This is a genomic window from Acidovorax sp. KKS102, from assembly GCF_000302535.1.
Lineage (GTDB): Bacteria > Pseudomonadota > Gammaproteobacteria > Burkholderiales > Burkholderiaceae_C > Acidovorax.
In genome coordinates this window covers 1,032,455-1,047,694 of record NC_018708.1, presented here as the reverse complement: position 1 = coordinate 1,047,694, position 15,240 = coordinate 1,032,455, and the positions used below count along the sequence as shown (strand labels likewise).

Genomic DNA, 15,240 nt, shown 5'->3' with positions numbered 1-15,240 from the left:
CCTCAACAACTGGCCAGCGGCCAGTGGCTCGCCGGATTTTCAGGGGCTCACGAACCGGGGCAGCAACAGGCAAGCCTCTGCATTGGAGGCAGAAAAACACCGGTCTGCTGCCTGCTGCCAGGGCAGCCATTCATAGGCATCGTGCTCGCGCGGGCTCAGCACCACGGGTGTCCCGGGGGGTACACGCAGACCAAACACGCGCTCGCGGTTGCGCACCACGCCGGGGGCATAACGGTGCAGCCATTGGGGCCAGATGTCGTACACGTTCTCCAGCGCCCAGTCGGTCAGCAGGCAACCCGGGGCCTGGGTGTCTATGCCGGTTTCTTCGGCAACTTCACGGCGGGCCGTCTCGGCAAAGGGCTCGTCCAGCGCGTCCTTGCTACCGGTGACCGACTGCCAATGCCCTTCGCCTCCGGTGCGACGGATCAGCAGCACTTGCAGCGCAGGGGTGTGGATCACCACCAGCACCGACTCCGGAAGCTTGTACGGCCGCTGCGGCCCGGCGGTTGCCATGGCTCGGCGCCCTTTGCCTTCAACCGCCCTTGGGGCGCTGGGCTGCCGTGGTGGTGGGCACGGGCGGGGGCAGCTCCTTGGCCTGCAACGCGCGCGCCTGCACCACCAGCTGGTTGTGCGCGTCCAGAAACGCCGCGGCGATAACCTTGCCCTCGTTGGTATTGCTCCAGCCAGCGCCTGCAGCGCCGCCCAGCTTGCCGAATACCAGGCCGCCCACCCCGAGGTCGGTAGTGCGTGCGGAGCCGGTGGCCGCTGCCACCTGCTCGGTGGTTTCGTTGTCGGACAGCAGCAAGGCCGTCTGCGCTTCCTTGAACTTGACCTGCTCCACCAGCCCGGCCAGGCCTGCAATGTCGCGCAGCACCGGGATCATGGCGATCACCCCGGCCAGGCCCCGGCCCGCATCCTGCTCGCTGAACGTGAGGCTGGGCGTGAGCGTGTACTGCGCCTCGTAGCCCTTGCCCTTGGCCACGGTGGAGTTGTTCTTGCGCAGGATGCCCGCGTCCTTCAGCTCCTGCTCCTGAATCGTCCCCTTCAGCCCGGCCGCCCGGTCCACCACCCGGAAGCACCCGCTCTGCTGGGCCAGCAGCTTGACCAGGGGCACCGGTGACGAAGGCAGCTGGTAGCCCGAGCCCATGATGTAGCCGTTGGGGTTCTCGGCCAGCGCCAGGGTGGCCACGGGCGCATCACAACGCACCAGTTCGCGGGCCGCGTTCTGCGCACCCTGCGGTCCAGCCGATCCCGTGACCACCGAGCCGCCCTGCCCCAGTTCGGTTTTCTTCTCGCCACATCCGGCCAGGGCGATGCAGGCGGCCGCTGCCAACAGCCAATGGGAGCGTGTCAACAAACGCATGGAGGTACCTCTTTCAGTCCGTGCCCGGCGGTCAGTGCCTTGATGCGCCGCGCATGAAAAAAGCGGCCCGGGCACCAGGCCCGAGCCGCTTGTTGTGCGATGCATGGCTGCATACGCGAAGGACGTGATGCGTCCGAAATCAGGCCGCAGTCTTGACCGCGTCGGGGTTGCGCAGACGGATGTGCAGCTCGCGCAGCTGCTTTTCGTCCACAGGGCTGGGCGCCTGCGTGAGCAGACACTGGGCGCGCTGGGTCTTGGGAAAGGCGATCACGTCGCGGATCGACTCGGCACCGGTCATCAGCGTCACGATGCGGTCCAGGCCAAAGGCCAGGCCACCGTGCGGGGGCGCGCCGTACTGCAGCGCGTCAAGCAGGAAGCCGAACTTGAGCTGGGCTTCTTCGGGCGTGATGTTGAGGGCGTCGAACACCTTCTGCTGCACATCGGCGCGATGGATACGGACGGAGCCGCCACCCATTTCCCAGCCGTTGAGCACCATGTCGTAGCCCTTGGAGATGCACTTCTCGGGCGCGGTGACCATCCAGTCTTCGTGGCCATCCTTGGGGCTGGTGAAGGGGTGGTGCACCGAGTTCCAGCGCTGGTTTTCCTCGTCGTACTCGAACATCGGGAAGTCCACCACCCACAGAGGCGCCCAGCGGTCTTCAAAGAGGCCGTTCTTCTTGCCGAACTCGCTGTGGCCGATCTTGATGCGCAGCGCGCCAATGGCGTCGTTGACGATCTTTTCCTTGTCGGCGCCGAAGAAGATCAGGTCGCCGTCTTGTGCACCGGTGCGCTCCAGCACCGCTTGCAGGGCGGCGTCGTGGATGTTCTTCACGATGGGCGACTGCAGGCCGTCACGGCCCTTGGCCAGCTCGTTCACGCGGATGTAGGCCAGGCCCTTGGCGCCGTAGATCTTGACGAACTCGGTGTAGGCGTCGATCTCGCCGCGGCTGATGCCGCCGTTTTCCTTGGAGCCACCGGGAATGCGCAGGGCCACGACGCGGCCGTTCTTCATGTTGGCGGCACCCGAGAACACCTTGAAGTCCACGTCCTTCATCACGTCGGTCAGCTCGGTGAATTCGAGCTTCACACGCAGGTCCGGCTTGTCGGAGCCATACAGGCGCGCAGCGTCCTGGTAGGTCATGACGGGGAATTCGCCCAGGTCCACGCCCAGCGTGTTCTGGAACACCGTCTTGATCATGCCCTGGAACATGTCGCGGATGTCCTGCTCTTCCATGAACGATGTTTCGATATCGATCTGGGTGAATTCAGGCTGGCGGTCAGCGCGCAGGTCTTCGTCGCGGAAGCACTTGGTGATCTGGTAGTAACGGTCAAAGCCCGCCACCATCAGCAGCTGCTTGAACAGCTGGGGCGACTGGGGCAGCGCGAAGAACTGGCCGTCATGCACGCGGCTGGGGACGAGGTAGTCGCGCGCGCCTTCGGGCGTGCTCTTGGTGAGCATGGGGGTTTCGATGTCGATGAAGCCGTTGGCATCGAGGAACTTACGCACCTCCATGGCCACCTTGTAGCGCAGCATCAGGTTGTTCTGCATGTACGGGCGGCGCAGGTCCAGCACGCGGTGCGTGAGGCGCGTGGTTTCGGACAGGTTGTCCTCGTCGATCTGGAACGGAGGCGTGACCGAAGGGTTGAGCACGTTCAGCTCATGGCACAGCACTTCGATCTGACCGGTCTTGAGCTTGTCGTTGGTGGTGCCGGCGGGGCGAGCACGCACCACACCCTTGACCTGCACGCAGAACTCGTTGCGCACGTCTTCGGCGATCTTGAACATCTCGGCGCGATCGGGGTCGCACACCACCTGCACGTAGCCTTCGCGGTCACGCAGGTCGATGAAGATCACGCCACCATGGTCACGGCGGCGGTTCACCCAGCCCGACAGGGTAACGGTTTGGCCCAAGAGGGCTTCGGTCACAAGACCGCAATAGTGGGAACGCATGGCCATGACAAAACTTCCGGCGCCGCAGGGCGCGTTGACGTTGAAAGAGATTGCTTTTTTCTTACTTGGGCGGGGGCAGCGTGGGGTCCGCCGGAGCCACCACACCCATGGAGACGATGTACTTGAGGGCGCTGTCCACACTCATTTCGAGCTCGACACAGTCGCTCTTGCGCACCATCACAAAATACCCACCGGTGGGATTCGGGGTAGTGGGCACGTATACGCTGACGAACTCGTCGCGCAGGTAGGCAGCCACTTCACCATTGGGAGCACCCGTGACGAACGCCACGGTCCACACCCCTTCGCGAGGCCACTGCACGAGCACGGCCTTGCGAAAGGCGTTGCCGCTCTCGGAAAACAGCGTGTCCGACACCTGCTTGACGCTGGAGTAGATGGAGCGCACCACGGGAATGCGGTGCACCAGCGCATCGCCCCACTCCACAAGCTTGCGGCCCGCGAAGTTGCTGGCAATGGCACCCACCACCAGCAAGATGGCCAGCGTGAGCACCACGCCAAAGCCTGGGACATGCACCCCGAGCAGCTTGTCGGGCTGCCACGCGCCCGGCAGGATCTGCAGGGTCTGGTCGAGCGTGCTCACAATCCAGTTGAGCACCCAGGCCGTGATGACACCGGGCACGATGACCAGAAGGCCTGTCAACAGCCATTTGCGCAAGGCAGCCATGCAGGTCCTCAGCTCGAAGAGGAAGAAGTGCCGCCGGCACTTCCAGCGCTAGTGGTACTTGCGCTGGATGCTTCTTTTTTAGGAGCATCACCACCACTGGCAGATGCAGAAGACTCGGTCTTGGATTCCGACTTGGCTTCAGTTGCGGGAGCGGAGCTGCCCCCGCTGCCCCCCCGGAAATCCGTCACATACCAGCCCGAACCCTTGAGCTGGAATCCCGCCGCAGTGACCTGCTTGGAGAAGGCTTCAGCGCCGCAGGCGGGGCACACCGTCAGGGGTGCATCGGAGATTTTTTGCAGCACATCCTTGGCATGGCCGCAGGAGCCGCATTTGTAGGCGTAAATAGGCATGTCAGTGTGTTGAGGGAAAGTGCAAAACCCTCAATTATAGGCGGCATGCCCATCCGCAAGGCCCGCACCATAGCGCGGGCCCGGGCATTCAGCTGGCACTGCCTTGGTAGTGGGTGACATGCCCCTTGTGATCATCGATCCACTGCGGAGCCAACGAACCCGCCAGCATCCCGACCAAAGCGGCCAGCACACCTGCCAGTTGTTGCGGGAAAGCCTCCGACAGCATGGGGCTCGCCACAAACAGCAGCCAGACACCCAGACCCATCGCCACGGCCAGCAGAGCGCCTTGGGTGGTGGCGCGTTTCCAGTACAGGCCAAACACCAGCGGCACAAAGGCACCGACCAGCGGCACCTGGTACGCGCGCGCCCGACACCAGCTCATAGATCGAGGTGCCCTGCATGGTGATGGCATAGGTCAGCACACAGCCCGTGAACACCAGCACGGAGATGCGCATTGCCTTGAGGGTCTGCTGATCATTCATCCCAGGGCGCAGGTTGTGCAGGATGTTTTCAACAAATGTGGTGGAAGGCGCCAGCAAGGTAGCGGATGCAGTAGACATGATGGCCGATAGAAGCGCACCAAAAAACGCCACCTGCAGCATCAATGGCATGCGCTCCATCACCAGGGTGGGCAATACCTTCTGGGGGTCATCTTTGAGCAGCGCCTGCGCCGTTTCGGGCATCACCAAGACTGCAGCGGTGACCACGAACATCGGGATGAAGGCAAACAGCAAATACAACAGGCCGCCGATCACCGGTCCCTTGCGCGCGGTGGCAGCGCTATTGGACGACATGACGCGCTGAAACACGTCCTGCTGAGGGATGGAGCCCAGCATCATGGTGATGGCAGCAGCAATGAAAAATGTCCATTCCTTGACGCCACCCGTCGGGAAGAAATGGAACTTGCCCTCACGCGCCGCAAATTCGACCACCTTGCCTGCACCGCCCGCCAGGTCGGCCGCATACCAAGCGATGGCCAGCAGGCCCACGCCGATGACGATCATTTGCACAAAATCGGTCATGGCGACCGACCACATACCGCCGTACAGGGTGTAAACCAGCACCACCAGCGTGCCAATGATCATGCCCATGGTGATCGACACAGCGCCTTGGGTGAGCAGGTTGAACACCAGGCCCAGGGCCGTGATCTGCGCCGCCACCCAGCCCAGGTAGCTGAACATGATGATGGCCGAACAGGCCACTTCAATCACACGACCGTAGCGCTGGCGGTAGTAGTCGCCCAGGGTGATGAGGTTCTTCTGGTACAGCTTGTAGGCGAAAAACAGCCCCACCAACACCAGACACATGGACGCGCCAAAGGGGTCCTCGACGACGGCGCCCAGCCCTCCGTCCACAAAGCGGGCCGACACCCCTAGCACGGTTTCCGATCCGAACCACGTGGCAAACGTGGTGGCAATCACCACCGCCAGCGGCAGGCTACGCCCGGCTACCGCATAGTCAGCGGTGTTGTGCACGCGAGTGGCCGCATACAGGCCCACACCAATCGAAACCAGCAGGTACAGAACGATGAATGACAACAGCATGGCGCCGCTCCAAAACTCCAGGGGTGGTAGCGAAAAAGGCAGCGCGCGCGCAAAGTGGCTGGGGTGGTCACACTGCGGCGCCTGACGACCATGGGGCCGCAGCCCCGCTTACAAACACGTTACAAAATTGCTGCGGATTATGAAGGCAACTTTTGTGCCGCAGACGCTAAAAAACCCGGATGCGCATGAATAGCTGCATGGCAAGCAGCCCCAGCACAAACCCCACACCGCCATAAATGATGGATTGCAACAGCCGGTTGGTGCGTTTTTGCGCTTCCAGCAGCTCCCGCAGGGCGGGCTGGTGGTCCGCGGGGCGCTGGCGCAGCGCGTCGTAGATCAGGCGCGGCAGCTCGGGCAGCAGCTTGGCGTAGTGCGGCGCCTCGGCGCGCAGCTCGCGCCACAGGCGCTGGGGGCCCATCTGTTCCAGCATCCACTTTTCGAGGAAGGGCTTGGCCGTGCTCCACAGGTCCAGGTCCGGGTCCAGCTCGCGGCCTAGGCCCTCGATGTTGAGCAGGGTTTTTTGCAGCAGCACCAGCTGGGGCTGGATCTCGACGTGGAAGCGGCGGGAGGTCTGGAACAGGCGCATCAGCACCAGGCCGAGCGAGATTTCCTTGAGCGGGCGGTCAAAGTACGGCTCGCACACGGCGCGGATGGCCGATTCGAGATCGTTGACCCGCGTTTCGGGCGGTACCCAGCCGCTTTCGATGTGCAGCTCGGCCACGCGCTTGTAGTCGCGCCGGAAGAACGCCACAAAGTTCTGCGCCAGGTATTCCTTGTCCACTTCGGTCAGCGTGCCCACGATGCCGAAGTCCAGCGAGATGTAGCGGCCGAACGTAGCGGGCTCCAGGCTCACCTGGATGTTGCCCGGGTGCATGTCGGCGTGGAAGAACCCGTCGCGAAACACCTGGGTGAAGAAGATGGTCACGCCGTCACGCGCCAGCTTGGGGATGTCCACACCGGCCTCACGCAAGCGCTCGATCTGGCTGATGGGCACGCCCTTCATGCGCTGCATCACCATGACCTCGGGGTGGCAGAAGTCCCAGAAGATCTCGGGGATCAGCACCAGGTCGAGCCCCGCCATGTTGCGGCGCAGCTGGGCCGCGTTGGAGGCCTCGCGCACCAAGTCCAGCTCATCGTGCAGGTAGTTGTCGAACTCGGCCACCACCTCGCGCGGCTTGAGGCGCTTGCCGTCAGCCGACAGGCTCTCGACCCAGCCCGCCATCATGCGCATGAGGCTCAGGTCCTTCTCGATCACCGGCAGCATGCCGGGGCGCAGCACCTTGACGGCCACCTCGCGCTCAATGCCCTGGCGGTCACGCAGCGTGGCGAAATGCACCTGGGCGATGGACGCGCTGGCCACCGGTATGCGGTCGAAGGAGGTGAACACCTCGTCCACCGGGCGGCGGAACGCACGCTCGATGGTGGCAATGGCAATGTCGGGGTCGAACGGCGGCACGCGGTCCTGCAGGCGGGCCAGTTCGTCGGCAATGTCGGGCGGCAACAGGTCGCGGCGGGTGGACAGCACCTGGCCGAACTTGACGAAGATGGGGCCCAGGCTCTCCAGCGCCTCCCGCAGGCGCTGGCCACGCGGCGCATCCAGATTGCGCCCAACGGACACGATGCGCGAAATCATGCGCAGCCAGGGCTTGTTGAAGCTGTCGAGCAACAAGCCATCCAGGCCGAACCGGAACACCACCCACAGGATGGCTGCCCCCCGCAAGAAGCGCTTCATGCGTCGGCCCGGTCCGAACCACCCGAGGGTGACAGCGGTGCAGCCGCCGGAGCGCCGGGCGCCACCGGTGCCGTCGCAACCACCACCGAGGAAGACGCCGCGCTGGCGGCGGCCATACGCGAACCCACAAACTGGCGCAATGTCTGTGCCGCCCGGCCGGCGAACTGCGCCAGCGTGTGTGCGGGGGCATCGCCGATCACGCGGGCCAGGTCTTCTTCCACATCCCAGCGCACATGGTCCACCAGCCAGTTGATCTCGGCCGCCAGTTGCACGTCACCTTCAATGCGGATGGACGGCTTATCGCCCCGCAACGCGGCCTGGGCCAGGGTGATGGGAGAGGTGTCGGTCACTTCCAGCCGCAGGTCGGGCACCGCAGATTCGGGCGCCAGATTGAACAGGCCTGCCGGGGTAATGACCAACGACAGGGAATAGGCCCGCCACTGCACCCGCGCGATGCGGCCTTTTTGGCGCACCAGCCGGTCCGTGGCCTCTTTTTCCTGCATCAGCACATGGTTGAGAAACAGCACCAGGCGTTGCTGCACTTCGTGGACCAGCCATTGCGGGGGCTGTGGGCCAGCGGCCAGGCGCTCGAAGAGGCCGTCCAGAAAAGGAAAAGGGGACTGTGGTGTTGCCATAGTCCCCGATTATTCCCTGAACTGGAATGCCCCTGACCCGCAGGGGCCCCATGGGCTGCGTTTACTGCAACGCTTGCACGCCAGCCACCAGCCAGCCGGTGTTGCCGGTCTTGGGCTTGGTCATGTTCCAGACCTCCCGGAAGGGGCTGGGCCCGGCCGAGGGTTCTTCGCGGATCATGCCGGAGAACTCGACGCTGGCCATGTAGCCATCGCCCAGGTCTTCGATGCCCAGCAGCTGCGCCTCGATCATCACCACATCGGTGTGGTTGGGCTGCGTGCCTCGGTGGGCTTCGCGCTCGGCCAGCTGGGTGCGGATTTCATCGAGCATGTTGTCCGTCATCATGGACCGCAGGGTTGCGATGTCCGAACGGTCCCACGCGCCTTGCAGGGTCACAAAGTTGCGCTTGGCGGCCGACAGGAAACCCTCGGCGTCGAAGTCTGCCGGCACACCCCAGTTCTGCGAGCCCGACAGGCCCGAGCCAATCACCACACCCGAGCCCACGCCCCCCTGACCAGCACGCGAGGCGTCAAACGCCATGCTGCTGCGCTCCCAGGGGCGGGCCGATGCGTCGTTGCCCACGTTGTTGGGGCTGTACTGCGGAGGCACCTGCGCAGCGGCAGGCGTTGCGGCCCCCGCGCCCTGGAAGGCGAACGGAGCGCCACCCGCCGCATTGCCAGCGCCATTGCCGCCACCGTTGCGCGACCGCATGACCATCTTGAAGATGGCAAACGCCGCCAGCGCCAGCAGCGCAATCATCAGGATGTTGGCAAAGCCTGCGCCCAGACCCAGCGAGTGCGCCAGCCAGGCCAGACCCAGCCCCGCTGCCAGGCCGCCCAGCATGGCGCCCCAGGGCTTCTTGGCCGGAGCGGCCGGGGCTGCTGCCGGCGTAGCGGTGGCAGGCTTGGCGGCCGCAGCCGTGTTGGTCGCACTCTGTGCCGGTGCGCCCGGTGCAGCGGGCGGCGTGGCCGCCTCGCGCTGCGTCACGTTGCTGGACTGCTTGCCCACCGATTTGCCACCACCCAGTCGCCGCGCGGCGTCGGCATCGGCGTGTGCAAACGCCAGCATCGCGACCAACACCACAGACCACAGTTTCATCATGACTTCTCCGTCTCCGTTATCGACCGAGCAAACCGCTCAGCACTTGATTCCAACATGGAGGGCAACAATTCCCCCCGTCATGTTGTGATAGTCCACATGCCCAAAACCATTTTTTTGCATGAGGCTTTTGAGTTCTTCCTGCCCCGGGTGCATGCGGATGGACTCGGCCAGGTAGCGGTAGCTGGCGTCGTCGCCCGCCACCAGCTTGCCCAGCTGGGGCAGCACCTTGAACGAATACCAGTCGTACACCTTCTCCAGCGGCTTGGCCACCTTGGAAAATTCCAGCACCAGCAGCTTGCCGCCGGGCTTGAGCACGCGGCACATCTCGGCAATCGCCTGGTCCTTGTGGGTCATGTTGCGCAGGCCAAAGGCCACACTCACCACATCGAAATGCGCGTCGGGGAACGGCAGCTTTTCGGCGTCACAGACCAGTGTGGGCAGCACCACGCCCTCGTTGATGAGCCGGTCACGGCCCACGCGCAGCATGGCTTCGTTGATGTCGGTGTGCACCACACGGCCCGAGGCGCCCACCTTCTTGGAAAACGCCAGCGCCAAGTCACCCGTGCCACCGGCAATGTCCAGCACCTGGCTGCCTTCGCGCAGGTTGGCCACCATCACGGTGTAAGCCTTCCAGGCGCGGTGCAGGCCCGCCGACATGAGGTCGTTCATCACGTCGTATTTGGAGGCCACGGAATCGAACACACCGCGCACGCGGCGTGCCTTTTCCTGCTCGTCCACCGACTGAAAACCGAAATGCGTGGTGCTCATAAGAATCATGCTAGGCGCGTGAACGCCAGAGGTACAGCGACAACCCCGCACTGAATTGGGGCATCTGTCGCAATTTGGAGAACGCTATTGAAACAAAACCAGCCGCTAGCGCAAGCAAATATTGCGCTGACAGCTATATTTTCAATAGCACCTTGATGAACAGGGGCTTGTGCAGCTGAAGGTGCCTGGCACCCTGGTGCTTCTGCGCGCAGCTTCAGTGGCCGCCGCAGGCATGGCCCCCTGCACCACCCTTGGGCGCCATGGGCGCGTCGCGATCGGCCCCGGCCGCAGCCAGCCGCTCGGTGTACTGCGCCCACAGTGCGTCCTGCTTCTGGCCCAGCTCGTAGAGGTAGTCCCAGGTGAAGATGCCGCTGTCGTGCCCGTCAGAGAACGTGGGCTTGACGGCGTAGTTGCCCACGGGCTCCAGGTTGACCAGCGCCACATTGCGCTTGCCCGTCTGCAATACCTCTTGCCCCGGGCCGTGGCCCTGCACTTCGGCCGAGGGCGAGTACACGCGCATCAGCTCGAACGGAATGCGGAACGTGGCGCCATCCGAAAAGCCCACTTCCAGCACGCGCGACTGTTCATGCACCGTCAGGGCCTGCGGCGTGGGAGCGCCCGCTTTCAAACCTGCCATGGAATCACCTTGAGAAAACTGTTGTCAGAAACGACGGCTGCCATTGTCCCACCCGCCCCGGCACACGCTGCCAGCAAGGTTACCGGGCGGCCCACTGCGCCAGCTGGGACTGCAGCTGCGCTTCCAGCGCGGGCAACAGGGCCCGCAGGGCGGCCTCTGGCTCGGCCGGGCTGGGCCGCTGCGCAGCGGCCCATACCGGGGCCGGGAAGTGGCTGTCCCAGTCAAACCGTGCAATCACATGCCAGTGCAGGTGCGGCACCATGTTGCCCAGGGCCGCGATGTTGACCTTGGTGGGCGCCAGGTGCTGGCGCAGGGCCTGCTCCACCAGCGTCACGGCCTCCATGCAACGCACGCGGTCGGCGCCGGCTAGATCCGAGAACTCGGCCACGTGCGCGTTCCACACCACGCGGTAGAAGGCGGGGAAACCCACCTCCTGCGCACGGATGACACGCAGGCGCTCGCCGCGCCAGACCAAGGCGCCGCCATCTTCAGCGCACAAGGGACAGGCCATCAGACCAGCACCCGCTCAATGCCGCCGTTGTTGGCACGGTGTACGTAGTCAGGCATCCAGTTCTCGCCGAGGATCTCCCGCGCCATCTCGACCACGATGTAGTCGGCTTCGAGCAGGCCGTTGTTCAGGTCGCCTTCGTAGCGGTTCAGGCCCTGCAGGCAGCTGGGGCAGCTGGTGAGGATCTTCACGTTGTCCTGGGCACCCACGGCACCGCTTTCGCGCAGCTTGGCTTCGCCCTTGCGGATTTCTTCTTCCTTGCGGAAGCGCACCTGCGTGGACACGTCGGGCCGGGTCACACCCAGCGTGCCCGACTCGCCGCAGCAGCGGTCGCTCTTCAAGACTTGCTCGCCCACCAGCGCCTTCACGGTCTTCATCGAGTCCTGCTGCTTCATGGGGTTGTGGCAGGGCTCGTGGTACAGGTAGGCGCCCTTGCCTTGCAGCTGGATGCCCTTTTCGAGCAGGTACTCGTGGATATCGATGATGCGACTGCCCGGGAAGATCTTGTCAAACTCGTAGCCCTGCAGCTGGTCATAGCAGGTGCCGCAGCTCACCACCACGGTCTTGATGTCCAGGTAGTTGAGTGTGTTGGCCACGCGGTGGAAGAGCACACGGTTGTCCGTGATCATCTTCTCGGCCTTGTCGAACTGGCCCGAGCCGCGCTGGGGGTAGCCGCAGCACAGGTAGCCGGGCGGCAACACCGTCTGCACGCCCGCGTGCCACAACATGGCCTGGGTTGCCAAGCCGACCTGCGAGAACAGGCGCTCCGAGCCACAGCCCGGGAAGTAGAACACCGCCTCCGTCTCGGCCGTGGTGGCCTGCGGGTTGCGGATGATCGGCACGTAGTCCTTGTCCTCGATGTCGAGCAGCGCACGCGCCGTCTTCTTGGGCAGGCCGCCGGGCAGCTTCTTGTTGATGAAGTGGATCACCTGCTCCTTGATCGGAGCCGTGCCCACCGTGGCCGGCGGCTTGGCCGTTTGCTTGCGGCCCACCTTGCGCAGCAGGTCCACGGCCATGCGCTGGGCCTTGAAGCCCACGTCCACCATGGCCGAGCGCATCAGCTTGATGGTGTCGGGGTTGGTGGCGTTGAGCATGGTCATGGCCAGCGCGTTGCCGGGGCGGAAGGTCTTCTTGCCCATCTTGCGCAGCAGGTTGCGCATGTTCATGGTGACGTCGCCGAAGTCGATCTTCACCGGGCAGGGGCTCTCGCACTTGTGGCACACCGTGCAGTGGTCGGCCACGTCCTCAAACTCCTGCCAGTGCTTGATGCTCACGCCCCGGCGGGTCTGCTCTTCGTACAGAAACGCCTCGACCAGCAGCGAGGTCGCCAGGATCTTGTTGCGCGGGCTGTACAGCAGGTTGGCGCGGGGCACGTGGGTGGAGCACACGGGCTTGCACTTGCCGCAGCGCAGGCAGTCCTTGACCGAATCGGCAATGGCGCCAATGTCGCTCTGCTGCATGATCAGCGACTCATGGCCCATCAGCCCGAAGCTGGGCGTGTAGGCGTTGGTCAAATCGGCACGCAGCGCAGGTTTTGAGGCCAAATCGGCACCAAGCGCTAGTGGAACATGCCCTGATTGCTCCTGATTTCGGAGCAATTTACCTTTGTTAAATCGGCCTTCCGGGTCCACCCTGCGCTTGTATTCTGCAAAGGGACGCAGTTCGTCGTCGGTCAAAAACTCCAGCTTGGTGATGCCAATGCCATGTTCGCCCGAGATCACGCCATTGAGGCTGCGCGCCAGCACCATGATGCGCGCCACGGCCTCGTGCGCCGTCTGCAGCATCTCGTAGTCGTCGCTGTTGACGGGGATGTTGGTGTGCACATTGCCGTCCCCCGCGTGCATGTGCAGCGCGACCCACACGCGGCCCTTGAGCACGCGCTTGTGGATGGCCACGGCCTCGTCCAGGATGGGCTTGAACGCCGCACCGGTGAAGATGCCTTGCAGCGGCGCCCGCAGCTGGGTCTTCCAGCTGGCGCGCAGCGTGTGGTTCTGCAGCTGGGGGAATAGCGTTTCCACATCGTGCAGCCAGCCTTGCCAGAGGGCGCGCACCTCCTCGACCAGGGCGATGGCCTGGGCCACGCGGTCTTGCAGCAGTTCGGGCGAAGGCACCTCGTCGTCGGCGTCGTGCTTGCCCAGGGGCAGGTTGCCACGCTCGAAGAACTCGGTCAGCGCGTCGCACAGCTTGAGCTTGTTGCGCAGGGAGAGCTCGATGTTGATGCGTTCGATGCCGTCGGTGTACTCGGCCATGCGCGGCAGCGGGATCACCACGTCTTCGTTGATCTTGAAGGCGTTGGTGTGGCGGCTGATGGCCGCCGTCTTCTTGCGGTCGGCCCAGAACTTCTTGCGTGCATCGGCCGTGATGGCCACAAAGCCTTCGCCGCTGCGGGTGTTGGCCAGGCGAACCACTTCGCTGGTCACGCGGGCCACGTCGTCGGCGTTGTCACCGGCAATATCGCCAATCAGCACCATCTTGGGCAGGCCGCCGTTGCCCTTTTTGCTCTTGGTGGCATAGCCCACAGCCTTCAGGTAGCGGTCATCCAGGTGCTCCAGACCCGCCAGCAGCACGCCACTGCGCTTTTGCTCGGCGAACATGAAGTCCTTGATCTCGACGATGCTGGGCACGGCGTCCTTGGCGTTGCCGAAGAACTCCAGGCACACGGTGCGCGTATGCTCGGGCATGCGGTGCACCACCCAGCGCGCGCTGGTGATGAGGCCGTCGCAGCCTTCCTTCTGGATGCCGGGCAGGCCCGCCAGGAACTTGTCCGTCACGTCCTTGCCCAGGCCTTCCTTGCGGAAGGTGCGGCCCGGAATTTCAAGCCGCTCGGTGCGCACGGGCGTCTTGCCATCGGCCTCGAAGTACTGCAACTCGAAGGTGGCGACCTCCACGTCATGGATCTTGCCCATGTTGTGGTCCAGGCGCGTCACCTCCAGCCACTGGGCGTCGGGCGTGACCATGCGCCAGCTGGCCAGGTTGTCGAGCGCCGTACCCCACAGCACGGCCTTTTTGCCGCCTGCGTTCATGGCAATGTTGCCGCCGATGCACGAGGCCTCGGCGCTGGTCGGGTCCACCGCAAACACAAAACCTGCGCGCTCAGCCGCATCGGCCACGCGCTGGGTGACCACACCGGCTTCAGTCCACACCGTGCCCACCTCGCGGTCCAGGCCCGGCAGGCGGCGCATCTCCACCTCGGTCATGGCTTCGAGCTTTTCGGTGTTGATGACCACGCTCTTCCACGTCAGCGGGATCGCGCCGCCGGTGTAGCCGGTGCCGCCCCCACGGGGAATGATGGTCAGGCCCAGTTCGATACAGCCCTTGACCAGGCCCGCCATCTCTGCCTCGGTGTCGGGCGTGAGCACCACAAAGGGGTACTCGACGCGCCAGTCGGTCGCGTCGGTCACGTGGGACACGCGCGAGAGGCCGTCGAACTTGATGTTGTCCTTGGCCGTGAGGCGGCCCAGGGTTTTCTGGATCTGGCGGCGCAGCTGCGCGGCCTGCTCGAAGGTGGCGTTGAACTCGGCCACCGCGCGGCGCGCGGCGACGACCAGCTCGCCCACCAGACGGTCGCGGTCGGCGTCGTCGGCGGGGGTGCGGCGCTTTTCAATCTCGGCCAGCCGGTGGTTCAGCGCATCAACCAGCAGCTTGCGGCGGCCGGGGTTGTCCAGCAGGTCGTCCTGCAGGTAGGGGTTGCGCTGCACCACCCAGATATCGCCCAGCACCTCATACAGCATGCGGGCCGAGCGGCCCGTGCGGCGCTCTTTGCGCAATTGGTCCAGCACCTCCCAGGAGGCGGAGCCCAGCAGCCGGATCACGATCTCCCGGTCGGAGAACGAGGTGTAGTTATAGGGAATTTCTCGCAGTCGGGCAGGCTCGGCGGCCTGCGTCTGCAAGGCCGCCAGCGCGATCGGTACATTCATGGGGGTCTACCTGGGGTGGGGGCGCGATTTTAAGCCACCGGCCTACGGCTTGCC

The 15,240-nt window shown here is 64.4% G+C and carries 12 protein-coding genes and 1 pseudogene; all 13 read right to left on the bottom strand.

The features are described 5' to 3' along the window. Positions 1-39: 39 nt before the first annotated feature. The 13 genes and pseudogenes from nudB to C380_RS04665 all read right to left on the bottom strand — a co-directional run bounded on the left by nudB (position 40) and on the right by C380_RS04665 (position 15,186). Positions 40-513 carry a dihydroneopterin triphosphate diphosphatase gene (gene nudB, locus C380_RS04725; RefSeq protein ID WP_015012750.1) on the bottom strand — a complete coding sequence of 158 codons (474 nt, stop codon included), beginning with the start codon at positions 511-513 and terminating at the stop codon, positions 40-42. Between the two features lie 19 nt (positions 514-532). Further along, a complete protein-coding gene (locus tag C380_RS04720; protein WP_015012749.1) occupies positions 533-1,363 on the bottom strand; it encodes a CsgG/HfaB family protein in 831 nt (276 codons plus the stop codon). A 139-nt stretch (positions 1,364-1,502) separates the two neighbouring features. After that, positions 1,503-3,320: an aspartate--tRNA ligase gene (gene aspS, locus C380_RS04715; RefSeq protein ID WP_015012748.1), complete on the bottom strand. Its 1,818-nt coding sequence runs from the start codon at positions 3,318-3,320 to the stop codon at positions 1,503-1,505. A 55-nt stretch (positions 3,321-3,375) separates the two neighbouring features. Next, positions 3,376-3,996 (bottom strand): DUF502 domain-containing protein, encoded by a 621-nt coding sequence (locus C380_RS04710; protein WP_015012747.1) that lies wholly within the window; start codon positions 3,994-3,996, stop codon positions 3,376-3,378. A gap of 8 nt (positions 3,997-4,004) precedes the next feature. Then, positions 4,005-4,346 (bottom strand): FmdB family zinc ribbon protein, encoded by a 342-nt coding sequence (locus tag C380_RS24250; protein WP_015012746.1) that lies wholly within the window; start codon positions 4,344-4,346, stop codon positions 4,005-4,007. A gap of 88 nt (positions 4,347-4,434) precedes the next feature. Next, positions 4,435-5,890 (bottom strand): annotated as a pseudogene (locus C380_RS04700) (sodium:solute symporter family protein). A gap of 166 nt (positions 5,891-6,056) precedes the next feature. Next, positions 6,057-7,622 (bottom strand): ubiquinone biosynthesis regulatory protein kinase UbiB, encoded by a 1,566-nt coding sequence (gene ubiB / locus C380_RS04695; RefSeq protein ID WP_015012745.1) that lies wholly within the window; start codon positions 7,620-7,622, stop codon positions 6,057-6,059. Then, entirely contained in the window at positions 7,619-8,257 is a 639-nt protein-coding gene (locus C380_RS04690) for a hypothetical protein (protein WP_015012744.1), read from the bottom strand. The genes ubiB and C380_RS04690 overlap by 4 nt, the downstream gene beginning before the upstream one ends. A 61-nt stretch (positions 8,258-8,318) precedes the next feature. Next, entirely contained in the window at positions 8,319-9,356 is a 1,038-nt protein-coding gene (locus C380_RS04685; protein ID WP_015012743.1) for a Tim44 domain-containing protein, read from the bottom strand. Between the two features lie 36 nt (positions 9,357-9,392). After that, positions 9,393-10,124 carry a bifunctional demethylmenaquinone methyltransferase/2-methoxy-6-polyprenyl-1,4-benzoquinol methylase UbiE gene (ubiE, locus tag C380_RS04680; RefSeq protein ID WP_015012742.1) on the bottom strand — a complete coding sequence of 244 codons (732 nt, stop codon included), beginning with the start codon at positions 10,122-10,124 and terminating at the stop codon, positions 9,393-9,395. A gap of 214 nt (positions 10,125-10,338) precedes the next feature. Beyond that, a complete protein-coding gene (locus C380_RS04675; RefSeq protein ID WP_015012741.1) occupies positions 10,339-10,761 on the bottom strand; it encodes a gamma-butyrobetaine hydroxylase-like domain-containing protein in 423 nt (140 codons plus the stop codon). A gap of 79 nt (positions 10,762-10,840) precedes the next feature. Then, entirely contained in the window at positions 10,841-11,272 is a 432-nt protein-coding gene (locus tag C380_RS04670) for an HIT family protein (protein WP_015012740.1), read from the bottom strand. Then, positions 11,272-15,186: an FAD/FMN-binding oxidoreductase gene (locus C380_RS04665; RefSeq protein ID WP_015012739.1), complete on the bottom strand. Its 3,915-nt coding sequence runs from the start codon at positions 15,184-15,186 to the stop codon at positions 11,272-11,274. Before C380_RS04665 ends, C380_RS04670 begins: the two co-directional genes overlap by 1 nt. Positions 15,187-15,240: the final 54 nt, after the last annotated feature.

Coding starts and splice junctions, on each gene's coding strand:
- nudB (WP_015012750.1), bottom strand. CDS start 513: ATGGCAACCGCCGGGCCGCAGCGGCCGTACAAGCTTCCGGAGTCGGTG.
- C380_RS04720 (WP_015012749.1), bottom strand. CDS start 1,363: ATGCGTTTGTTGACACGCTCCCATTGGCTGTTGGCAGCGGCCGCCTGC.
- aspS (WP_015012748.1), bottom strand. CDS start 3,320: ATGGCCATGCGTTCCCACTATTGCGGTCTTGTGACCGAAGCCCTCTTG.
- C380_RS04710 (WP_015012747.1), bottom strand. CDS start 3,996: ATGGCTGCCTTGCGCAAATGGCTGTTGACAGGCCTTCTGGTCATCGTG.
- C380_RS24250 (WP_015012746.1), bottom strand. CDS start 4,346: ATGCCTATTTACGCCTACAAATGCGGCTCCTGCGGCCATGCCAAGGAT.
- ubiB (WP_015012745.1), bottom strand. CDS start 7,622: ATGAAGCGCTTCTTGCGGGGGGCAGCCATCCTGTGGGTGGTGTTCCGG.
- C380_RS04690 (WP_015012744.1), bottom strand. CDS start 8,257: ATGGCAACACCACAGTCCCCTTTTCCTTTTCTGGACGGCCTCTTCGAG.
- C380_RS04685 (WP_015012743.1), bottom strand. CDS start 9,356: ATGATGAAACTGTGGTCTGTGGTGTTGGTCGCGATGCTGGCGTTTGCA.
- ubiE (WP_015012742.1), bottom strand. CDS start 10,124: ATGAGCACCACGCATTTCGGTTTTCAGTCGGTGGACGAGCAGGAAAAG.
- C380_RS04675 (WP_015012741.1), bottom strand. CDS start 10,761: ATGGCAGGTTTGAAAGCGGGCGCTCCCACGCCGCAGGCCCTGACGGTG.
- C380_RS04670 (WP_015012740.1), bottom strand. CDS start 11,272: ATGGCCTGTCCCTTGTGCGCTGAAGATGGCGGCGCCTTGGTCTGGCGC.
- C380_RS04665 (WP_015012739.1), bottom strand. CDS start 15,186: ATGAATGTACCGATCGCGCTGGCGGCCTTGCAGACGCAGGCCGCCGAG.